Source organism: Paraburkholderia bannensis (assembly GCF_014200455.1).
GTDB classification, from domain to species: Bacteria; Pseudomonadota; Gammaproteobacteria; order Burkholderiales; family Burkholderiaceae; genus Paraburkholderia; species Paraburkholderia bannensis_A.
Genome location: NZ_JACHBW010000013.1, coordinates 100,373 through 120,772, shown reverse-complemented (window position 1 = coordinate 120,772; position 20,400 = coordinate 100,373). Strand labels below are relative to the sequence as shown.

19 protein-coding genes are annotated in these 20,400 nt (G+C 65.2%); 5 read left to right on the top strand and 14 right to left on the bottom strand.

The window, feature by feature from the left end:
* Positions 1-27: 27 nt before the first annotated feature.
* Positions 28-801, bottom strand: a complete 774-nt coding sequence (locus F4827_RS21880) for an SDR family oxidoreductase (protein WP_183726999.1) — start codon at positions 799-801, stop codon at positions 28-30.
* 398 nt (positions 802-1,199) lie between these two features.
* On the opposite strand from F4827_RS21880, the gene F4827_RS21875 reads away from it, so the two are divergent.
* The 3 genes from F4827_RS21875 to F4827_RS21865 all read left to right on the top strand — a co-directional run bounded on the left by F4827_RS21875 (position 1,200) and on the right by F4827_RS21865 (position 6,152).
* Positions 1,200-2,612, top strand: coding sequence for a hypothetical protein (locus F4827_RS21875; protein ID WP_183726997.1), 1,413 nt, complete (start codon positions 1,200-1,202; stop codon positions 2,610-2,612).
* 306 nt (positions 2,613-2,918) lie between these two features.
* Positions 2,919-4,133, top strand: a complete 1,215-nt coding sequence (locus F4827_RS21870; protein WP_183726995.1) for an MFS transporter — start codon at positions 2,919-2,921, stop codon at positions 4,131-4,133.
* 225 nt (positions 4,134-4,358) lie between these two features.
* Positions 4,359-6,152, top strand: coding sequence for an AMP-binding protein (locus F4827_RS21865; protein WP_183726993.1), 1,794 nt, complete (start codon positions 4,359-4,361; stop codon positions 6,150-6,152).
* On the opposite strand, the gene F4827_RS21860 is transcribed toward F4827_RS21865, so the two are convergent.
* From F4827_RS21860 to F4827_RS21840, 5 genes are read right to left on the bottom strand one after another with little or no spacing between them, the layout of a single operon-like run.
* Positions 6,136-6,495, bottom strand: coding sequence for a hypothetical protein (locus F4827_RS21860; protein WP_183726991.1), 360 nt, complete (start codon positions 6,493-6,495; stop codon positions 6,136-6,138). The two genes, F4827_RS21865 and F4827_RS21860, sit on opposite strands and share 17 nt — an antisense overlap.
* A gap of 31 nt (positions 6,496-6,526) precedes the next feature.
* Positions 6,527-8,125 (bottom strand): FAD-binding oxidoreductase, encoded by a 1,599-nt coding sequence (locus F4827_RS21855; RefSeq protein ID WP_183726989.1) that lies wholly within the window; start codon positions 8,123-8,125, stop codon positions 6,527-6,529.
* Positions 8,126-8,168: 43 nt separating this feature from the next.
* Positions 8,169-9,020, bottom strand: a complete 852-nt coding sequence (locus F4827_RS21850) for an anti-sigma factor (protein WP_260175368.1) — start codon at positions 9,018-9,020, stop codon at positions 8,169-8,171.
* Positions 9,017-9,628 (bottom strand): sigma-70 family RNA polymerase sigma factor, encoded by a 612-nt coding sequence (locus tag F4827_RS21845; RefSeq protein WP_183726987.1) that lies wholly within the window; start codon positions 9,626-9,628, stop codon positions 9,017-9,019. The genes F4827_RS21850 and F4827_RS21845 overlap by 4 nt, the downstream gene beginning before the upstream one ends.
* 12 nt (positions 9,629-9,640) lie before the next feature.
* Positions 9,641-9,808 (bottom strand): hypothetical protein, encoded by a 168-nt coding sequence (locus tag F4827_RS21840; protein ID WP_183726985.1) that lies wholly within the window; start codon positions 9,806-9,808, stop codon positions 9,641-9,643.
* A 705-nt stretch (positions 9,809-10,513) separates the two neighbouring features.
* Here F4827_RS21840 and hfq point away from each other — a divergent pair.
* Together hfq and F4827_RS21830 are read left to right on the top strand one after the other, a co-directional pair.
* Positions 10,514-11,020 carry an RNA chaperone Hfq gene (gene hfq, locus F4827_RS21835; protein ID WP_183726983.1) on the top strand — a complete coding sequence of 169 codons (507 nt, stop codon included), beginning with the start codon at positions 10,514-10,516 and terminating at the stop codon, positions 11,018-11,020.
* Between the two features lie 169 nt (positions 11,021-11,189).
* Positions 11,190-11,387 (top strand): hypothetical protein, encoded by a 198-nt coding sequence (locus F4827_RS21830; protein WP_183727290.1) that lies wholly within the window; start codon positions 11,190-11,192, stop codon positions 11,385-11,387.
* A gap of 82 nt (positions 11,388-11,469) precedes the next feature.
* Here the strand turns inward: F4827_RS21830 and F4827_RS21825 are convergent, their stop codons facing one another.
* The 8 genes from F4827_RS21825 to F4827_RS21790 are packed head-to-tail and all read right to left on the bottom strand — an operon-like array spanning position 11,470 to position 20,397.
* Positions 11,470-12,216, bottom strand: a complete 747-nt coding sequence (locus F4827_RS21825) for a DUF2968 domain-containing protein (protein ID WP_183726981.1) — start codon at positions 12,214-12,216, stop codon at positions 11,470-11,472.
* A gap of 55 nt (positions 12,217-12,271) precedes the next feature.
* Positions 12,272-13,660, bottom strand: coding sequence for a sigma 54-interacting transcriptional regulator (locus F4827_RS21820; RefSeq protein ID WP_183726979.1), 1,389 nt, complete (start codon positions 13,658-13,660; stop codon positions 12,272-12,274).
* 10 nt (positions 13,661-13,670) lie between these two features.
* Positions 13,671-15,590: a TadG family pilus assembly protein gene (locus F4827_RS21815; RefSeq protein ID WP_183726977.1), complete on the bottom strand. Its 1,920-nt coding sequence runs from the start codon at positions 15,588-15,590 to the stop codon at positions 13,671-13,673.
* Between the two features lies 1 nt (position 15,591).
* Positions 15,592-15,942: a DUF3613 domain-containing protein gene (locus F4827_RS21810; RefSeq protein WP_260175367.1), complete on the bottom strand. Its 351-nt coding sequence runs from the start codon at positions 15,940-15,942 to the stop codon at positions 15,592-15,594.
* A gap of 44 nt (positions 15,943-15,986) precedes the next feature.
* Positions 15,987-16,877, bottom strand: coding sequence for a pilus assembly protein (locus F4827_RS21805; RefSeq protein WP_183726975.1), 891 nt, complete (start codon positions 16,875-16,877; stop codon positions 15,987-15,989).
* 40 nt (positions 16,878-16,917) lie between these two features.
* A complete protein-coding gene (locus F4827_RS21800) occupies positions 16,918-17,982 on the bottom strand; it encodes a type II secretion system F family protein (protein ID WP_183726973.1) in 1,065 nt (354 codons plus the stop codon).
* Positions 17,979-19,064, bottom strand: coding sequence for a type II secretion system F family protein (locus tag F4827_RS21795; RefSeq protein WP_183726971.1), 1,086 nt, complete (start codon positions 19,062-19,064; stop codon positions 17,979-17,981). Before F4827_RS21795 ends, F4827_RS21800 begins: the two co-directional genes overlap by 4 nt.
* Positions 19,057-20,397, bottom strand: coding sequence for a CpaF family protein (locus tag F4827_RS21790; protein WP_167059613.1), 1,341 nt, complete (start codon positions 20,395-20,397; stop codon positions 19,057-19,059). The genes F4827_RS21795 and F4827_RS21790 overlap by 8 nt, the downstream gene beginning before the upstream one ends.
* Positions 20,398-20,400: the final 3 nt, after the last annotated feature.

Sequence of the window (20,400 nt, the reverse complement as noted above, 5' to 3'; positions counted from 1 at the left end):
CAACTGGCGGTCGTGCGCCGTCCGCTATCAGACAATGCTCGCGCCGCCGTCAATGGCCAGATACTGACCGGTGATATGACGCGACGCACCGCTGGCGAGAAACACCACGGCGCCCTTCAGATCGCTCTCGTCACCCAGACGCTGCAGCGGAGTGTGATCGATCACGCTTTGACCGAGCTTGTCGAGCAGGCCCGCCGCCATTTTGGTGGGGAAAAATCCGGGGCAGATTGCGTTCACGTTGATGCCGTATTTGCCCCACTCCGCTGCAAGCGCGCGCGTGAAGTTGATCGCGGCGGCTTTTGAGGTGTTGTAGGCGATGGTCTGCATTGGGCCGAGCGAGCCCTTGAGACCTGCGATCGAGGCGATATTGATGATCTTGCCGCGCTTGCGGCCTATCATGCAGCGCTTGCCCACTTCACGCGCGAGAAAGAACGGCGCGTTGACGTTGAGGTTCATGACCTTGTGCCAGGCCTCGTCGGGATAGTCCTCGGCGGGTGCGCCCCAGGTGGCGCCCGCGTTATTGATGAGGATGTCGATCTGGCCGCATGCCGCCAGCGTTTCGTCCACCAGCTTCACGGCTGCATCCGGGCGCTGCAGATCGCTCACGATCGTGAGCGCCTCGATGCCAAGCGCCTGCAGGTGCTTCTGCGCCTGCGCGAGTTCGTCGGCCTTGCGCGCGGAAATCACCACGCGCGCCCCCATTTCGCCCAGTGCCTCGGCCATCTGCAAGCCGAGCCCACGCGAGCCGCCCGTGATGAGCGCGACCTGCCCCTTCAATTCGAACAATTCCCTGACCTGCATGCTTGCGTCTCCTTGATGTCTGCGTGATTTCTACCTGGCTCCACCTGGCGTGGCCGGCGTTCTGCCTGGGCCGCGCAGCGGCCCGCCTGCTGGTTCTGCTGACTCTTTACCTGTCCATGCCTGCCCGTCATCTGTTCCGCATAGCGAAACCAACGAGATCGAATCCGATTCTAGTCACTGCGGACGATGAAGTGAATCAGGAAAAGCACGGTCGTTCATTATCGGCGAAAGTGTGAGAGGCGTGCAGAGAATTGCGCAGGAGGACGCGGAGAATTCACGAACCGGCAGCGCACCGGGCCGCGGCATTTCAAGACGATTTAGGACGACTCCGATATCGGCGCGTCCGACGTCTCGATAAGATTTTTCTCATATCTAAACAGTCGCTTAGCCGCCAGATCATGAGCCCTAATCCCGAACACCGCCTGCTCGACGCCTTCGTCGCTCACACCCGCCAGCCGGCCGACTCGCAACCGCTGCAGCAGATCTGCGAAGCGCTGATTGGCGTGCGGCGCGACGAGCAAATGCTTCCCTGGGCCGAAAAAGGTCTGGCGCTCGAACCGCACAGCCGCACTTTCGTTCACGCCCGCGCGCGCGCCTTGCGCCTGCTGGGGCACCATGCGCAGGCGGCGCAGACCTGGATCGACTACGCCGCGCTCGACTGGTCGCCGCTGTTCTACCTTGGACGGCTGGGGCGCGATCTGTACCTGGGCGGCAGCGTCGAACTCGCTATCGCGGTGCTGAAACAGGCTTTGCAGCAACCTGAAGCGCACACGCATCCGGACAAACTGCGCGCCCGCAAATGGCTGGCCGAGGCCATGCTCAGCACCGGCGACGCGAACGGCTTCACGCACTGGCTCTGGCGCAACTGTGGCGATAGCGGCAGCTTCCGCCACAGCGAAGTGCCGATGTGGAATGGCCAGCGCGATCTGCGCGGCGAGCGCGTGCTCGTGACCCACCAGATGGGTTATGGCGACCAGTTCATGCTGTTCGCAAGCCTGCGCCACTGGCGTGCGGCGGGCGCGGAAATCATGGTCACCTGCGATCTGGCGATCCACAGCCTGATCGAAGCCTCCTTGCCGGACTGCCGCGTGGTGGCGTGCGACCGGCCGCTCGAAATCTTCGCGCCGTGCGGCGAGGAACTGCTTCCCGCGATCCACGCATTCGCGCCGACCATGCAGGCCACCCTGCTCCACCTGCCGATGCTCGCCATCGGCGACGCACCACGACCCGCGCCGTACTTCCCGGCCTTCCTGCAAGCGCCCGCCGCCCAGCGCGAACGCGCCACCGCCTGGGCGCACACGTTGCGCGCGCAGCATGGCGGAAAGAAGCTGGTTGGCCTGTTCTGGGATTGCGCACAGCGTCATGAATCCACGATGCGCAGCAAGGAGCGCAGTTGGGCAGGACTGCGCAGCCTGCCGCTCGAGATGCTCGAACGGCTCACGCTCAATCCGGAAATTGCGAATCGCATCCAGTTCGTGAGCCTGCATCACCCGGCCGCGGAGATGAAAAGCGGCTCGCCGCGCGGCAATGTTGCGCATTACGGGCCGGGCATCGCGAGCTTCGCGGACACCGCCGCCTGTATCGAACAGCTCGATGCCGTGCTGAGCGTGGACTCGGGTATCGCCAATCTCGCCGCCATGGCCGGCAAACCCACCGCCGTACTCGTCAATCCCACCGGCGAATGGCGCTGGGGCCGTCACAGCACGCGTTCGCCCTGGATGGAATCGGCGCACATCTTGCGGCAGACGACGATGGGCGATTGGCACGGCGTGATCGAGCTCGCTGCCAACTGGCTTGCGCAGCGCAGCTGATTGGCAAGCGCGCGCAGGCGAATCCGATCAGTCAGGATCGCAAAACATTTAATCCTTGGCCGATCTACACCACATTCATATTCGACTTCATTTTAATTACATTTAAATTACAAACAAAAGAAAAGCGTTCTTCTGATATGCCCCGATAAAACCCGATCTAAGGGTTTAGTCCGGTTGCGCCCGGGAATCATGCAAATGTTTAATGCCGGGCGTACACTCGTACGAAGCTCGCAGCGCGGGGCTCAGCGAGCCACCTGCACCATGCCGGGAGACAGACAGGTGCGGGTTTTACAGGAGAAAAAAGACATGAGCTGGACGCGAGAGCAGAAAAACGTCACGATCGCAGCGTATCTGGGGTGGACGCTCGACGCCTTCGATTTCTTTCTAATGGTTTTCGTTCTGAAAGACATCGCCACTGAATTCAATACGAAAATCCCCGCTGTCGCGTTTGCCATTACGCTGACATTGGCGATGCGCCCAATCGGCGCGCTGATATTCGGCCGGCTCGCCGACCGCTATGGCCGCCGTCCCACGCTGATGGTCAACATCGCGTGCTACTCGCTGCTCGAACTGCTCACCGGTTTCTCCCCCAACCTCACCACCTTTATCGTGCTGCGCGCACTGTTCGGCGTGGCGATGGGCGGCGAATGGGGCGTGGGTTCCGCGCTGACGATGGAAACCATCCCGCCCAAGGCGCGCGGCATCGTTTCCGGCCTGCTGCAGGCGGGCTATCCCAGCGGCTATCTGCTCGCCTCGGTGGTGTTCGGCGTGCTCTATCAGCACGTTGGTTGGCGCGGCATGTTTTTCATCGGCGTGCTGCCGGCGCTGCTCGTACTCTACGTGCGCGCTCACGTGCCCGAATCGCCGGCCTGGAAAGAGATGGAAAAGCGCGCTCGCCCGAGCCTGCTGACGACGCTCAAGCACAACGCAGCGCTGTCGATCTACGCGATCGTGCTGATGACGGCGTTCAACTTCTTCTCGCACGGCACCCAGGATCTGTATCCGACCTTCCTGCGCGAACAGCATCACTTCGACCCGCATACGGTTTCGCTTATCACTATCGTGCTGAATATTGGCGCGATTGTGGGCGGCCTGTTCTTTGGTTCGATTTCCGAAAAGATTGGCCGCCGCAAAGCCATCTCCATCGCCGCGCTGATCGCGCTGCCGGTGCTGCCACTGTGGGCCTTCTCGGCCACGCCCGTCATGCTCGCGCTTGGCGCATTCCTGATGCAGATTTCGGTGCAAGGCGCCTGGGGCGTGATTCCCGTGCACCTCAACGAAATCTCGCCTGACGAAGTGCGCGCGACATTCCCGGGCCTCGTGTATCAGCTCGGCAACCTGTTCGCCTCGGTGAACGCCACGCTGCAGGCGTCGCTTGCCGAAACGCACGACCAGAACTACGGCATGGCCATGGCGATCGTCGCCGGCACGGTGGCCGTGGTGATTTCGGTGCTGATCCTGTTCAGCCGCGAGCGCCGCGGCATCGATATGACGCAGACCGCGAAGGCCGTGACCGGCTAACACCGGTTCGCCGGTTCAAACCACCGACAAGGGTCGTGCCGGGATGAGTCCCGCACGGCCCTTGGTCTTTTTGCACGTCGCGCCGATGCGCTGCTGCGGCAGGGAAATTCCTTCTGCCCAGCCAGCGCCGCGCAGTGCATGATGGACACGCCCGCGCGCGACTATGACTTCGACACGCTTCGACAGCCGCCGCGGCCAAGGACCACGCCTGCCCGGAGAACCATAATGAGCGAATCGCCGCAACCGCACCGGCCCAACCCGAACCTCGCCACCGCTACCGCCACGGCGGCCCCGAACACGGACGGCGTCTGGTACGCCTCGTATCCGGACGGCGTGCCCCACGAGATCGACACGACGCAATACGCGTCGCTCGTGCAGTTCTTCGACGACTGCACCGCGCGCTTTCGCGAGCGCGTTGCCTACGTCAGCGCCGGCTCGCCGATGACTTACGGCGCGCTCGCGCGCAAGGCCACCGCCTTCGCTTCATGGCTGCAAGGCGCGGGCATGAAGCCGGGCGAGCGCGTGGCGATCATGCTGCCCAACACGCTCCAGTACCCGGTGGCGTTGTTCGGCGCGCTCAAGGCGGGCGCCGTCGTCGTCAACGTCAATCCGCTCTATACCGCGCGCGAGTTGGCGCATCAGCTCAAGGACAGCGGCGCGCAAACCATCGTCGTGTTCGAGAGCTTCGCGAAGACACTCGAAGATGCGCTGCCCGGCACCGCCATCGAGCGCATCGTCGTCACGCAACTGGGCGATCTGCTTGGCGAAGGCTTGAACCTCAAGGGCCGCTTCATCAACTTCATGCTGCGTCATGTGAAGAAGATGGTGCCGGCCTACCGGCTGCCGCAGGCACTGCGTCTGCTCGACGTGCTGGAGCAAGGCGCACGCGCGCCGCGCGCACCGGCAACGGCCCAGCGCGACGATCTCGCCTTCCTGCAATACACGGGCGGCACCACGGGCGTCGCCAAGGGCGCCATGCTCACGCACGGCACCATCCTCGCGAACGTGCTGCAGGCCAAGGCGTGGGTCGCGGGACAGCTCGACAGTGACGGCTCCGAAACCGTGCTCACGCCGCTACCGCTCTATCACATCTATTCGCTCACTATCAATGCGCTGATCTTCATGGCGCTGGGCGGCCGCAATATCCTGATCGCGAATCCGCGCGACACGAAGCGCGTGATGAAGATCCTGCGCCACGAGACCTTCAGTTGCATCAGCGCGGTCAACACGCTCTACAACGCCTTTCTCGATTGCGAGGAATTCCGCCAGCGCGACTTTTCCGGCCTCAAGCTTGCGATGGCGGGCGGCATGGCTACGCAAAAAGCCATCGCCGAGCGCTTCAAGTCCGTCACCGGCAAGCCGATCGTCGAAGGCTACGGCCTGACCGAATGCTCGCCGATCGTCACGCTCAATCCCGTCGACATCGCGCATCTCGCCGACTTCGAAGGCTCGATCGGCCTGCCCGCGCCCTCGACCCAGGTGCGCCTGCGCCGCGACGACGGCTCGTGGGCGGATCTGGGCGAGCCGGGCGAATTGTGCGTAAAAGGTCCGCAGGTGATGCGCGGCTACTGGAACCGTCCCGATGAAACCGCGCGCGTGTTCGTCGACGATGGCTGGCTCGCGACGGGCGATATTGGCGTAATGGATGCGCGCGGCTATATCCGCCTGATCGACCGCAAGAAGGACATGATCCTGGTGTCGGGTTTCAACGTGTATCCGAATGAAATCGAGGACGTGATCGCGCAGCATCCCGGCGTGCGTGAAGTCGCAGCGATCGGCGTTCCCGACGCCGTGCAGGGCGAACGCGTCAAGGTCTTCGTGGTGCGGCGCGATCCCGCGCTCACCGGGGACGCCTTGATCCAGTTCTGCCGCCAGCAGCTCACGGGCTACAAGGTGCCGCGCATCGTCGAGTTTCGCGAGGCGCTGCCGCAGAGCAATGTCGGCAAGATCTTGCGCCGCGAGTTGCGCGACGAGGAAATCAGAAAAATGGAGAAGTCGGCATCTAATCAGGAACACTAATATTTTTATCGTCGATCACGATGAATCCGCGCGGCCCGGCGAGCCGTTCAAGCACGAAGCGATCCGAGGCGCGCAAGGCGCACAGCGCGACCGTCGGCGCGTCTGTGCGGGCCGGAAATGCCGCGAGCTGAACATGCCACAGCATGCCGATATCGTCGGCTGCCGCGTCTCGCAGCGACCATGCTGGCATTCCCGCACGCCGCGCATAGTGCGCGAGCGTGCGGCCTTTGGCCAGGTCGCGATCGTAAAGCGCAATGCGCTCTGGCGCGACGAGCGGCGGCGTGAATCGCACAAGCGGCGTTGCCGCTACGCCTAACGATTTGAGAAAGCTGCGTCGCTTCATCTTCGATCCTGCTCTTTAAATCCGCCGCGCCTCACGTATAGCCGCGACGATCGCGCCACGCCGCCGGCCACACCCCCTGCTTGCCAGGCGCCAGCACGCCCTGCGGATCGAGCGCGTCCTTGACGGTTTGCGCGAGGCGCAGCAACGCGCCGTCGTTGAAGTCGTATTGCGCCGCCGCGTAGTCCATATAAAGCAGATGCGAGCGATAGACGCCATAGCCGGCCGCGCGCGCGTCGCTCATCAACGCACGCAGCAGATCGCCGGCGCGCGTCGCCTGGCGCGCATCGGTGCGCACGAAGATCGCGGCGAACACATGGTGCAGGGCGCGTCCTGCTGCCGTAAATCCGCCGTAGTAATCGAAGCCATATTCCGCCGCGCGCGCTTTCACGAGGCTGTACTGCCGCCAGGCATCGCGGCCATCGGCGGGACACAGCGGCGAGAAGTCCACATGCGCGCCCTCGCCGCCGCGCCAGTCGAGCATGCGAAACGCGCTCATGGTCGGAATGCCCGCCATGTTGCGGTCGCCGCCGCCTTGCGGTTCCTCGTTGCCGGTATAGCGTTTCGCCATGGCGCGTGAATCCGCAACCGGCGCAAACGCACGCTCGACGATGCGCTGCTGCGCGTCGATCACTGCGGGCTCGCCATACAGCGCGTAGTGCAGATTCCAGCGCCCAATCCCCAGGTCCCGCTGCATCGCTGCGATGGCGGCTTCCGGCATCGGCGCGTCGCCCGCATACCAGCGCGTGCGCGGGTCGATGCCCGCCGCGCGCCGGATCGCGCCTTCGATGACCGCGTGCTGCACGATCGTGCCGCGCAGTTGCAGCGTGCGCAGCGTATCGACGATGACACCGAGATCGTCCTCGTGCGCAAACTGGATTTCACCGATCACATAAGCCGGGGGCGCGGGCATCAACCAGAGCCCCATCTTCGTGACGATGCCGTAGTTGGATTGCGTGAACAGCGCATCAAACGAAGGCCCGTAACCGGCCCTGTAGAGCGGCCACGACGAGAGCGCGAGCGTACCGGCGTCGAGCGCCCCCATGCCGGTGCGCACCACCTCGCCATTCGCGAGCACGACTTCCATGCCGCATTGCGCCGCCGCGTGATCGCCGTAGGCGGTGTAGCCGAAGCCGCGCTCCAGCGTATTGCCGATCACGCTGCCCCACCCCGCTGCGGGCGGATCGACCCAGAGCTTCAGGCCGTGCTCGCGTAGATACGCGTAGAGATCGAAATAGCTCACGCCCGGCTCGACCAGCGCCCAGGCGAGATTTTCGTCGACTGCGAGGATACGGTTCAGCCGTTGCAGGTCGAGCACCACCGAGCCGGCCAGACGGGGCGCCGCGCCGCCATACGCAAAGTTGCGGCCGGTCGACACGGTCCAGAGCGGCACGCGCGCCGCATTGGCGACGCGCAGGATCGCGCGGATTTCATCGATCCCGGCGGGCAACAACGCCGCCGACGGCGCGAACGCACGCGCATCGGCGACTGGCGCGAAGGGGTCGAAGTATGGCGCGAGCGCAGCGCCGCCCCGGCACACGTTGGGCGCGCCGACGATCGCTTCGAAAGCGGCGAGCGCGCGCGCAAACCGCGCCGCGCTCATGCCGGGCGGCAATACGGGATCAGTGCTCATCGTGCCTTCCTGTGTGCCACCTGCCGCCCCAACGCGCGCGCCCTCACCATTGCGCCGAGTTACCCCCGAGCGTGCCGCACACCTCGTACGCGATCTTGCGCAGGCGTGCTTCGGAGTCCGGGCCCGACAGCGCGTAACCCATGCGGTCCGTGCTCCAGTAGAAGGTGCGGCGGCCGCCGTCGCGCAACAGGTGCACGGCGTCGCGCTCGCGTCCCGACTCGCTGACGTAGAGCGTCAGTCGCTCGCCCGCATCGTTCTGGTACATGAACTGCGCCGCCGGCCCGGCCGCGCCAGGCAGCAGCCGGCCGCCCACCAGCGTGTAGCCGTATTCGCCAAGCGGCGGAATCGACAAAGGCCGTCCAAGCCGCTTCGAAAGCCACGCAACGAGATGCGCTTCATCGGCTGCGCCCACTTCCACCGGATGGCGCACTTCGGGCGAATACACGGCGTAGGCCACATCGGCGCGGTGCGCAAAGTTTTCCGCTTCGTTCGTGCTGCCCGCGACCAGTGCGCTGTCCTGTCCCGCACCCTGCGGCAGCCAGTGCGGCAGCATCGAAGCCGCCGCCACCGCGAAGCCCGCGCCCGCCACCGCCCACGCCGCCGCGAGGCCCGCACGATGCCACCACGGATCGCGCCGGCGCAGCACCACCCAGGCGGGCACCGCCGTCTCTTCGCCCACGCTGCTCAGCGCCTGGAGCGCGGCCTTCTGCGCGCGATACGCATCGACGCGGCGAGCCGCGGGTTCATCGGCATGCAGACGCGCCTGGATGGCGGCGTGCGATTCGTGCGGCAGTTCGCCGTCCACGAAGGCGCCCAGCGCCGCGAGGTCCGCCAGATCCTCTTGTGGCACAGCCGCTGGCGCGCCGCGTTCGCATTCGAGATCGTCGTCGTTCATCGCGTCGTCCCCATTGCTTTGCCATCGGATTTGCCCACGGATTTGCCAACCACGCGCAGCGGCGTGGCATGCCGCGCCGCGTCCTGGGTCGACTGTTGTGTCGGCTGTTGCGCCGGATCGCGGTCGAGCAGCACGCGCAGATGCTCGCGCGCACGCGCAAGCCTCGACATCACGGTGCCCGCGGGCACGCCCAGCACCGCCGAGGCCTCCTGATAACTGAGCTCCTCCACGCACACCAGCAGCAGCACTTCACGCTGCGCCGCCGGCAGTTGATAAAGCGCGCGTTGCAGATCGCGCAGCACGAGACCGTCCACCTCGCCGTGGGGCGCTTCCAGCGTGCGCCACGGCGCGCTTTCGTCGTCCACTGCGAACTCGCGGCGTCCGCGCAACTGGTCGATATAGATATTGCGCAAGATCGTCAGCAGCCACGCGCGCAGATTGCTGTCGGGCCGGAACGAGGCCGCCCGGGACAGCGCGCGCTCGGCGGCGTCCTGCACGAGATCGTCGGCCCAGGCAGCGTCGCCGGTGAGCGTGCGCGCGTAGCGGCGCATGCGCGCGAGCTGCGCGACCACCTGCGCTTCGAATTCCGGTGAGGGACGGCCGAACACGGTGCGCGCCGCTCAGTAGCCGCCGGACGAGGAACCGCCCGAGCTGCCGGACGCGCTATTCGACGAGCCGCTGCCGGCGTTCATGTCGCTGCAGGCGGCGAGTCCCGCACCGGACACCGCAGTCAACGCGAAACAGAGAGCAACGGCGAGCACCCTACGCACACTACCAAGACGCTTCATGATGATCTCCCACCCAGGACGCATGCCGATACAGCATCGGCGCGAATGCCTGGGATAGCGAATTGCCGGTTGGGCCGATACACCTCGAACCGGGCCGCGAAGCGAACATCGTCAACGTGCATCGACACAGTGTTAAACGGCACCCACGGTGCGCTTATTCCCGGTTCGTGTGATGGGCCCGATGATTTTTTACGCCCCGGACCGCACGTGCGCCGCCGAACGGTGCGCTCGAACGCCAACCGGCACTATCGGGATTAAGGGGCGTGAAGATACGTAACAAACTGCAACACGCGCGCGCTGGCGCGACGCCCGGGAAATGCCGCAAATGGCCTGAAAATAGCGGGGATTTTGGCGCGCACTGGCGCGCGCCATGCACTACGCTGTTGAACGTATATGCTGCAAGTGCGTCCAACTGCCACAGATCGCACCCCGCTTTCGTGTATTGTTTCAAAAACGCGTACTCGCTGCGAACACGCGCGACAACGCCCGTCCAATACGCTAAAGGCCGCGCCGCTCTCGACTCGTCATGCACAGGGACGTAACAATGCATTGCCTCCGGCGAACTGCCGGGCCGGCCCGGAGCCGGTATAGTTCTGCAGTAAAGGTTGTCCACGCACGCGCGCTTCGCCGACACAAGGTAGAATCCCGGCGAGCAAACGTTTCCAATTGAATTGCGGCATTGAGCCGCCCGGCCAGAATTCGTCCATGCCTTCCGCAGAATCGCACCCGCAAAACGACTTCATGAACGCCGCGCGCAAAGAGCGCAAGCGCGTAGAAATCTATCTGGTCAACGGCATTCGCCTGACCGGATGCATCGAGTCGTTCGATCAGTACCTGGTGATGCTGCGCACGCCCGTCGGCTTGCAAGGCATCTACAAACGCGCCATCTCCACCATCCAGCTCGACACCGGCACGCGTCCGGGTCCGCGTGCGCCGCGCCCGGCGCACGGCGAGCACACGAGCCGCGGCCCGCACGGTAATCACGGCGGTCATGGCAGCCATGGTCCGCGTGAGCCCCGTGAATCGCGCGAACCCCGCGAGCCTCGTGAGCCGCGCGAATCGTGGTCGGGTTCTTCGTCGCCTTCCGCGCCGTCTTCGTCCGAGCGTTCGTCCCAGTCGCAGGATGGTCCGGTCGTCGTCACGCGCCGCCGCCGCCTCTATGGCGCGGTGAACAATGGCGGCAACGGCCAGGACGGCTCGAACAACAGCTAAGCCGTCTGTCATGCGACGATGCGCGCCGCCCGCGCGCATCGTTTTTTCGCATGTCCGCCTCAAGCCCGCATCATTCTTTCGCGCGCAATCCTGCGAGGAATCCGCCTTGCGTCACGGATCTGGCCTTTGCGTTATTCTGGGTGCGACCTGTCTCGCACCGGAGAACGCCATGAGCGCATCCAAACCGAAATCCCCCCCGACCCAGCAGGAAGATCCGCTCGACGAAGCGCTCGAAGAGACCTTCCCGGCCAGCGATCCGATCTCCATCGATCCTTCGCCTGCTCCCGCTCCTGCCCCGGCCAGCCCCAAACACAAAGACGACGCGAAGAAGGGTCACGATCCCCATCATCGCCACGGCAAGCATTGAGCCAGCCGCAGAAATGAAAAAAAGGCGGCGCATCGTCGACGCCCGCCTTTTTCGTGTAGCCCAACTACCGTCTGGCCCGCGCTCAGTGAACCGGCAGACCGCCTTCCACCTGACGTTGCAGATCGCGCACCTGGCGCTGCACCGCACGCAGTTGATCCTGCGCCGCGGCCTTCTCGGCCTGCAGGGCGTTGGCCTGATCGCGCGTCTGCTTCTGCTGGTCCGCGACGATCGCCTGTTGCTGCTGCGCGACCTGGAGGTCGGCCTGCAGCCGGTTCGCATGATCCTGCGTGAGCGCAATCATGCGGGTCGTGAATGCCTTCTGCGCATCCAGACGCGTGCGGCGGATCTCGACGTCGGAGAGCTGCAGCGTCTTCTGCACGAAGTCGCGGTAGATCAGCTCGGCGCGCGTTTCGTCGCTCGTCTTGATGACGCGCCAGAACGTCTTGTTCTGGAACAGCGCCACGTAGTACGTCATCTCCTTGCCGTAGAACAGCAGGCTCGCGCCATACGTGCCGTTGTAAGTCGTGCGCAGCTCATTGAGCTCCGAGCCGCGGATCATCTGCTGCAGCTCCGCCACATTGCCGGCGGCGCTTTGCTGCGCTTCGGCCGGTGTGAGCGCCGTGGGTGTGCCTGGCAGAGGCTGCGCCGCCGAAGCGGATTGCGCCTGCTGAACGGCTGCCCCCGAATCCTGCGCGGCAACCGAACCCGCCTGGGCCGCAGCATTCGCCGCGGCGCTATCCGGCAGCGGTTGAGCGCAGCCGGTTTCGACACCCCCGATCAACAAAAGCGCGGCCAACGCGACTTGTCGAACTCTCCACTTGTAGTCCATGAAGTCCCTGTTTTGAACAGTTCTATTTTTACGATTTTACAAATCGGCACAATTATTACTCACTTTCGCCGGTTGCGGGTTCCTCGTCGAAAATTTGGTACTTCCGTATCTTTTCCCACAACACTTTTCGACTAATTCCGAGGAATTGGGCCGTATCTTTGCGACGCCAACCGTTTGCGTCGAGCGCGGAGAGCAAACGGCCCCGTTCGGCCATATCCCATTTGCTACGGTCCACGATGGGCGCCGCGGGCTCCGCCGCGACCGGTTGCGCCCCTCCTGAGCTGGCCAGCAGACGCCGCAGCCGCGTGGCGTCCCAGCTGCCCATCTGACGCACCGTCACCCCCACCCGTTCGGCCAGATTGCGCAATTCGCGCACGTTGCCGGGAAAGCGCATCGCCGCGACCGAATCGGCCAGCCAGTACGGCAGTTCGGGCAGCGCCTCCAGACGCTCCTCGCCCACCACGGTTGCCACGAAGGCCTTGAAGAGCGCGATCTTGTCCACCGCGCCGCGCTCCTCCAGCGACGGCACGCTCAGCTCGATCACTGCAAGCCGATAGTAAAGATCGGCGCGAAAGTTGCCGTCCTTCACGTACTGCGGCAGATGGCGGTTGGAGGCCGCCACCAGCCGGAAGTCCACCTTGAGCGGCGTGGACGAGCCGATGCGCGTGACCGTGCCGTCCTCCAGCACGCGCAGCAGCTTGACCTGCTGATAGAGCGGCAGATCGCCGATTTCGTCGAGGAACAGCGTGCCGCCATCGGCCTGCTCGAAATAGCCCTTGTGCGCGACCGCCGCGCCCGTGAACGACCCTTTGGCGTGGCCGAAGAACAGCGACTCGAACAAGCCGTCGGGAATCGCGCCGCAGTTGACCGCCACGAACGGTCCCGTGCCATAGCGGTTGTTCTTGCGATGCAAAAGCTCGGCGATGCGCTCCTTGCCGGTGCCGGTTTCGCCGTGCACCAGCACGGTGGTCTCGCAGTCGGCGAAGGTATCGACCTCCCTGAGCAGCGCGCGCATGCTCTCGGATTCGGCGACCAGCACGTCCGAACCGGCCGTCTGCGCGGAGTGCGCGCGCAACTGGACCACCAGCTTGGAAACGAGGCCGCGCAATTCCGCGCAGGTGAAGTCGAGCGGCAGGATGTGCGAATACTCGGAGGGATAGGACGCCGGATCATTGTCGCGCGGAGCCGCGCCGACCCAGATCACGGGCATGCCGTGCGTGGCCTGCCAGTCGCGCAGTACGAGCGCGCCGGTGTCGATCACGCTGACACTGACGACAGCGATCGACGCGCGCGCGTCGATGCGCTGCGGCGAGATGGCGATGTCGTCGGCGCGGATCACCTCGACGTCCAGGCTCGCCATGCAGCGCGCGACGCGCTCGACGATATCGGCTTTGCCTTCCCAGACGTAGAGGTCGAGTTCCTCGATGGCAGTGGTGGTTCTCATCGTGGTGTTTTTATTTGACGAGCGTTGCGACGCCGCAGGCGAGCGGGTAGTCGGTCACGGTGGCGACGCCGAGCTGGACGCCGAGCAGTTGGAGCAAGGGGCCGAGCAGGACGGTGTCGAGGCCGTTGAGGATGGCGGAAATACTCTGCCCGAGCAGCTGGTTCACGATTGGCATCACGATTCCGCTGATCAGTCCGCCAACCAGACTGAGGATCGGCCCAATCACGAGGTCGGTGCTGCCGAACAACTGGAACTGCAACCCGTTTGAACCCGCGAGCTGCGAAATTTGCGTCAGGATCGATTGCAGCGAGTTGTCGAGCACAGAACCAATCTGGTTCGAGTTGACCGAATTGCCGGCCAGCGGGTTGCCGTTGCCGTCGAACGAGAGCGTCGCGGGCGAGGTGATATCACCGGCGGGAATGGCCGGTATCTGGATTGTCGGCGCGGTCACCGCTGCGATGGGAACGCCGAGTAGCTTGACGCTTGCGACCGTCCAGCGCGAAGTGGGGCAAGTGAATCCGCTGACGCCGCTCGAGGTGACGCCGGTCGCCAACGGTGTGCCAAGACAGATATTCGCAAGACCGGTTTGCACGCCGATGGTCTGCGTACTGGCGGCCTTGGTCGCCGCGCATTGCGCGGACTGCAGCCAGGCATGGCCCTGAGCCACTACCACGTACACCGGCAGTTGCAGGTAGACGTCCAGCAGCCAGGAGGTCAGCAACGAACTTACGGTGCCCTGCCCGGTTGAGAGCGCGGCATTCACACCCAGCAGGATCTGCGCGGTCTGCGCCTGGGTGCGCCAAGTCGTCGTCCCGGCGATATAGCCCGGTTCGCCCACCGCTATCGTAGGCGGCGAGATCACCTGCAACGTCAAGTCGGCGCTCAGCGGCAACACTCCGCTCAACCCGCCCAGACTCACATTTAAAGCCACCGGCGACTTGCCTGCCGCCGCGATTTCCGCGCCCACGATCAGCATCTGCAACACGTTCACGGTCGCATCGGCGGCATATTGCGCATTCGCGACGCCCAGCTGCAAAAGCGCCTGCGATCCGCTGATCGACGCGAGCTGGATGCTGTTGAGCGAGCCCTGCGGCACGAGCGTCGCAATGGCGGAAAGCGCATTCTGCGCCGCCGATACGTTGGCCGTGAGTGCGCTATCCCGCGTGACGGCGCTGAGCAGGATGTTGGCCAAGCCCGTCACCGAGGTCTGCGCCGCCAGCAAGCCGTCGTAGGTACCCGCCGTGGTCGCGACCGCCGCCAGATCGGCAACCTTGATGTTGGCGTTGGCGATACCCTGCCACGACACCGCGTCGAGGTTCACCGCCGTGCCGCCCAGCAAGGAACTGAGCAAGCCGTTGAGCAGATTCACCTGGGCGAGCGAAGTGCCCACCTGAAAGCTGCCGATCACCGTCGCCTTGGCCGTCGCGGTGGCCGTGAGCGTGCGCTTCGGGCCAACGAAGAAATAAGGCACGACTTTCGTGACCGTCACCAGCACACCGTTGAGCGGCGGCGTAGCGCTGGTGGTCACGAAATTCATCGCGCCGCTACTGCTCGAATCCCAGCGGCCGCACTGCACGGCCAGCGTGTTGGTCGTGCCGGTGAGGCTGAAGCCGTTGCTCGCCGCATTGGCCCGGGCGGTCGCGAGCGGCTGCACGCACTGGTCGTCCATCTGCTGCGCGGCCGCGAGCGCCGCCAGGTCGGCGACATTCTGCAACGCGCGTTTGGACAGATAGAGATTGGCTACGTCCAGCACGCCCAGCGCCGCAACGGCGAGCACCAGCCCAAGCGCCGCCACTGCCGCGAACGAGCCGCGCTGCCGCCCGGCGCGGCCCTGCCGGGCCGGGCGCCCACGCGCGCGCCACCGCCATGCCGGGCGTTTGCACTGCGCCGACACCGCAGGCCGGACTGTCCGGCGTGAATGCCCGATCATCTCAGTTCGAGCCGCCGCTCGACAGTCCCGAGCCGCCGCCCTGCGAACCGCCCGTGATCACTGTCGAACCGAAGCTGGCCGGAATGGCCGTGTCGAACGACTTCATATAGCGCTGCCACGCGTAGCCCGCCTCGGCGCCCAGCATCGGCAACGCCGGCGCCGCCTGGGCGTTGCTGCGCTGCAGTTCCAGCCAGGCCTGGGTCGAATGTCCGACTTCGGTGTTCGACACATCGGCGCTTTGCGCATGCGCTGCCGGAACCAAGGCGAACGCGCCGACGAGCCCCGCCACGGCGCATGCCATCTTGCTGAATCTCACCGCGAGCGTCGTATTCTCAATATGGTTTGTTTTCATCGTTTCTCCCCGTGAGGCGCGGGCTTGCCGCCGCGCGCCCTTCGTCATTGCGCGAAGCGGTCGACCAGTCGCGGTTGCACGTCGCTGCCCGGCCAGTTGCCCTGTGAACTCGCCAGCGCGCGCGGCGCCGGCATGGCCGCGATCTTCGCGACGCGTTGCGCTTCCTGTTCCATCGTCGCGCGATGCGCCGCGACTTCGCGGGCGCGCTGCACGTCGCGCACTTTCTGCGCGTCGCTCATGACCGCGGCGCGCGCGGCGGGCGGCAAACCTTGCTGCGCCATCATGGCCTGCGCATCCGCATCGCTGCCGCTCGCCTCGAACAACAGCGCCACGTTCGCGACAATCTTCGCGTTGTGCGCGTCGAGTTCGAGCGCCTTGAGCAGCGGCACGCGCGCGCGCGCCACATCGCCATCGCGCAGCCATGCGTAGCCCAGATCGGACAACGTGGTCGAGTCGGTCGGATCGAGCGTCGAGGCTTCGTTCAACTCCAGCGCGGCCTTGTGGAAATCGCCCGCCGCGCCCGCGAGCAGTCCAAGACCGCGATGGCCGCGCGCCGCCAGCGGCGTATTGAGCAACTGCGTGTACGCATCCGCGCTTGCGGCTGGCTGACCGGTGAGGCGCAGCGCGTCCGCGCGCAGCACGATCGAATCAGGCGACTTGCCGTACTGACGCTCGAACGCGTCGATATGCGCGAGCGAGGCGTAATAGAGTCCTTCAGCCTGCATGCGCGAAATCAGCCCGAGATACATGCCCGGCGTATCGGGCGCCGCGTCCTTGCTGGTCGCCGCGCGCATCTGCATTTCGGCCTGGGCCTGCGCGCCGACTCCGTAACCTTGCTGCGTGCTGCAGGCGGCCAGCGCGGCCATCAAAACCGCACAGCTCACGCCGCCTGACAATGCACGCGCTCGACGCATCAAAACACTGAAATTCTTCATGATGATTCCGGCCGTATTCATGGCATTCCGACGTTGGGCCTCAACGATGAATCTGGGAAAGCGAGTGCAGCACGGCGATAATGCCCGGCCCCGCGGTGACGATGAGCAACGCCGGCAATAGCGTCACCACCATCACGCCGGTCATGCGCACGGTGAGCTTGCCGATGCGCTCGCGCAGCGTGGCGCGCCGTACGTCGCGCAGCCGGTCGCCGAACTGCTTGAGCGGCTCCTGCACCGCGCCGCCATGTTTGTCCACCTGCACGAGCAGGCGAATGACGGCGCGCAGATCCTCGTTTTCGTAAATCGACGACATCCGTTGCAGCGATTGCTCGCGCGTGCGGCCCGTCACGAACTGACGCTGCGCGATTTCCATCTCGCCCGCCAGCACCGGCAGCACGAGACGGAACTCGTTGATCAGCACCTGCAGGCTCTGGTCGAGCGAGAGCCCCACGCCTTGCAGCAGACGCAGCAGATCGACGAGCATCGGCAATTCGTCGGCGACGGATTCGAGCCGCGCGTGTGCGCGCCGGCCGATAAACACCTTCGGAATGAAAAAACCCAGCAGCAATCCGATGCTGCCAAACACCAGCGGCTTCGAATCGTTCGCGAGCGCGTACCACATGCCCAGACAGGCGACGATAAAGGCGCTGGCGAGGCGGATGATGCAATACAGTCCACGCGCGCGCGGATCGACATAACCGCATTGCTCGATCAGACGGCGATCTTCATCGGCGACGATCAGCTTGCCCAACGGCGTGTCGAGCCAACGCACCCCTTTCGTGCCGAGCGCGTCGATCATGCCTTGCAATCCTGAGCGCTTGCGCGCGCCTGGCAGCGTGTCGGCACCGGTGTTCGCGGCTTGCGCCGCTTGGCCGCCCGGCACGGAGCGGCCCGCCCCCGCCTGGCCGCCCGCGAGCGCCGAGGCCGCCGCGCCTGGGGTACCGGACGCACCGACCGTTTGCGCCACCGTGCGCGCCATCGCCTGCTCAAGCGTACGCGTGCTCTTGCGCGCCGCTACGAGGCGTTGGCATGCCAGCGCCGCCAGCAGTCCAACGCCGAGCGCCGCAAGCAGGAGCGCGAAGACCCCGAGTCCATGCGGGCTCATAGCGCCCCCTTGAGCCGCGTGAGACGGTGCAATAAAAACGCCCCGCTCACCTGCAGCGCCACCGCCAGATAGACCAGCTTGCGCCCGCCATCGTCATTCCACATCGAGCCGAAATACACGGGATTGGTGAGAATAAGAAAGCCGGCGATGCCGAGCGGCAGCAACGCGAGCACCCAGGCCGACAGCCGCGTTTCCGCCGACATCGCGGTCAGTTCGCGTTGCGCCTGTTCGAGATCGCGCATGAACGTCGCCATGCGTTCGAGCATCACGTCGGCGCGGCCGCCGTAGCGCACGGACAGGCGCAGCACCGCGCCCACCAGTTCGAGTTCCTTGGTGCGATAAACCTGCGACACCTGATGCAGCGCTCGATCGATCTCAACGCCTGAGCGCAACATGCGCGAGACATGATCGAGACATTCGCGCAGCGGCGCTTCGGTCGTCACGAGCGCTGCCTGAAACGCGGCGGGCACGCTGTTGCCGAGCACGATCAGGCGCACGATGCCGTCCAGGAACGAAGGCAGCTGCGTCACCAGCCGAGCGCGACGTCGTTGCATGCGCATCGACAGCGCGAAGGCCACGCACGCCAGCACCGCGGCCAGCATCGCGATGGCCGCCGGTACGCCGCCGAGGATGAACGCCCACAGCGTAAGCGCAACCGTCACGAAGCCGATGAAGGCGAGCGGCTTGCGCGCATCGACGATACCGGCCCGGCTCAAGGTGTGCTGGAAGGCCAGCGCCAGACGCACGCGCCAGCGCTGCAAGGTGGACGCCGCGGCGGCATTCGCCGCCTGGTTGCCGCCCGCGACGGCCCCGCCGCGCGTGCTTGCATTGCCGCCTACATAGGCCGCACGCATGGCGTCGTGTTTCGCTCCCACGCCCTGGCTGCCCGAAACCGATGCGCCACCCGCGCCGCCCGCGACTGCGCCCGCCGCCCCACCCTGGCTGGCCGCCGCCACGCGGCTATCGACGAAGCGCGACACGCGCTCGCGCGCCGTGCGCTGCTGCGCACGCTGCCAGAGCATCAGCCCGCCGCCCGCGCACAACAACGCGAGCCCCACGGCGAGCGCGAGCAGGCTAGACATTGAATCCTCCATCACGCCCGCCGCCGAAACCGAAATTCGACGATGCCGACACCGCCTGGCGGAAGCGCGCGAGCTTCGGCGAATGCGGATGGATGCCGAGTGAATCCCAGCGGTCGAGTTCTTCGCCGTCGGGCGTCGTCACCGGCTCGTAGCGATACAGCTCCTGGGTGGCGATGATGTTATCGGCCAGGCCCGTTACTTCGGTAACCGAAAGAATGCGCCGTCTGCCGTTGGACAGACGCCCGATCTGCACGATGAAGTCGATCGCATTGGCGATCTGGCGGCGCAGACTGCTTTCGGTGCCCTGGAAGCCCGCGAAACCCGCCAGCATTTCGAGGCGATAGAGGCACTCGCGCGGCGACGATGCGTGTACCGTCGCCATCGAACCGTCGTGGCCCGTGTTCATCGCCTGCAGCATTTCGAGCACCTCGCCGCCGCGCACTTCGCCCACGATGATGCGGTCCGGGCGCATGCGCAGCGTGTTGCGCAGGAGATCGCGGATCGTCACCACACCCACGCCGTCGAAGCCGCCAGGCCGCGTTTCGAGCCGCACAACATGCGGGTGGTTGAGCGAGAGTTCCGCCGTGTCCTCGATCGTCACGACGCGTTCGACGTCGGGAATATAGAACGCCAGCGCGTTGAGCAGCGAGGTCTTGCCCGAGCTCGTGCCGCCCGACACCAGAATATTGCAGCGCGCCTGCACCGCCGCCTCGAACAGCGCGCCGATTTCCGTGCCGAAGGTGCCGTTGCTCACGAGGTCGTCGGGACGCAGCGGGTCCTTGCGGAACTTGCGGATCGAGACGATCGGGCCCGCGAGTGACAGCGGTTCGATCACGACGTTGATGCGGCCGCCGTCGGGCAGGCGCGCATCGACCATCGGATTCGATTCGTCCAGACGCCGGCCGATGGGCGCGAGAATGCGCCGCACGATGCGCAACAGGTGGGCGTTATCGGAAAAGCGCACCGGAATCTTGGCGAGAATGCCGTGGCGCGAGACATACACATCGTTATAGCCGTTGATGAGAATGTCCTCGACCGCGGGGTCGCCCAGCAGATCCTCGATCGGACCGAAGCCCGCGAGCTCCTTGGTGAGCGCTTCGGCAATCGCGCGCACCTCGCTTTCGTTGATCGGGATGTGGCGCAGCCGCACGAAGCTGTCGATTTCCAGATCGACGAACTGGTTGATCGCGTGGCGCGACCAGCGGCCGAATTCGGCGCCCAGTTCCTCGATGCGGGTGAGCAGATGCTCATGCGCGGCGTTCTTGATGTCCTGGAACTGCTGGCTGTGCGCGAACAGCGGCGCGTCGTCGGCAAACTCGATGTTATCCGCCATGGT

Excerpts from the sequence above, each read along its gene's own strand:
- F4827_RS21880 (WP_183726999.1), bottom strand. The coding sequence starts at position 801 with ATGCAGGTCAGGGAATTGTTCGAATTGAAGGGGCAGGTCGCGCTCATC.
- F4827_RS21875 (WP_183726997.1), top strand. The coding sequence starts at position 1,200 with ATGAGCCCTAATCCCGAACACCGCCTGCTCGACGCCTTCGTCGCTCAC.
- F4827_RS21870 (WP_183726995.1), top strand. The coding sequence starts at position 2,919 with ATGAGCTGGACGCGAGAGCAGAAAAACGTCACGATCGCAGCGTATCTG.
- F4827_RS21865 (WP_183726993.1), top strand. The coding sequence starts at position 4,359 with ATGAGCGAATCGCCGCAACCGCACCGGCCCAACCCGAACCTCGCCACC.
- F4827_RS21860 (WP_183726991.1), bottom strand. The coding sequence starts at position 6,495 with ATGAAGCGACGCAGCTTTCTCAAATCGTTAGGCGTAGCGGCAACGCCG.
- F4827_RS21855 (WP_183726989.1), bottom strand. The coding sequence starts at position 8,125 with ATGAGCACTGATCCCGTATTGCCGCCCGGCATGAGCGCGGCGCGGTTT.
- F4827_RS21850 (WP_260175368.1), bottom strand. The coding sequence starts at position 9,020 with ATGAACGACGACGATCTCGAATGCGAACGCGGCGCGCCAGCGGCTGTG.
- F4827_RS21840 (WP_183726985.1), bottom strand. The coding sequence starts at position 9,808 with ATGAAGCGTCTTGGTAGTGTGCGTAGGGTGCTCGCCGTTGCTCTCTGT.
- hfq (WP_183726983.1), top strand. The coding sequence starts at position 10,514 with ATGCCTTCCGCAGAATCGCACCCGCAAAACGACTTCATGAACGCCGCG.
- F4827_RS21830 (WP_183727290.1), top strand. The coding sequence starts at position 11,190 with ATGAGCGCATCCAAACCGAAATCCCCCCCGACCCAGCAGGAAGATCCG.
- F4827_RS21825 (WP_183726981.1), bottom strand. The coding sequence starts at position 12,216 with ATGGACTACAAGTGGAGAGTTCGACAAGTCGCGTTGGCCGCGCTTTTG.
- F4827_RS21820 (WP_183726979.1), bottom strand. The coding sequence starts at position 13,660 with ATGAGAACCACCACTGCCATCGAGGAACTCGACCTCTACGTCTGGGAA.
- F4827_RS21815 (WP_183726977.1), bottom strand. The coding sequence starts at position 15,590 with ATGATCGGGCATTCACGCCGGACAGTCCGGCCTGCGGTGTCGGCGCAG.
- F4827_RS21810 (WP_260175367.1), bottom strand. The coding sequence starts at position 15,942 with ATGAAAACAAACCATATTGAGAATACGACGCTCGCGGTGAGATTCAGC.
- F4827_RS21805 (WP_183726975.1), bottom strand. The coding sequence starts at position 16,877 with ATGAAGAATTTCAGTGTTTTGATGCGTCGAGCGCGTGCATTGTCAGGC.
- F4827_RS21800 (WP_183726973.1), bottom strand. The coding sequence starts at position 17,982 with ATGAGCCCGCATGGACTCGGGGTCTTCGCGCTCCTGCTTGCGGCGCTC.
- F4827_RS21795 (WP_183726971.1), bottom strand. The coding sequence starts at position 19,064 with ATGTCTAGCCTGCTCGCGCTCGCCGTGGGGCTCGCGTTGTTGTGCGCG.
- F4827_RS21790 (WP_167059613.1), bottom strand. The coding sequence starts at position 20,397 with ATGGCGGATAACATCGAGTTTGCCGACGACGCGCCGCTGTTCGCGCAC.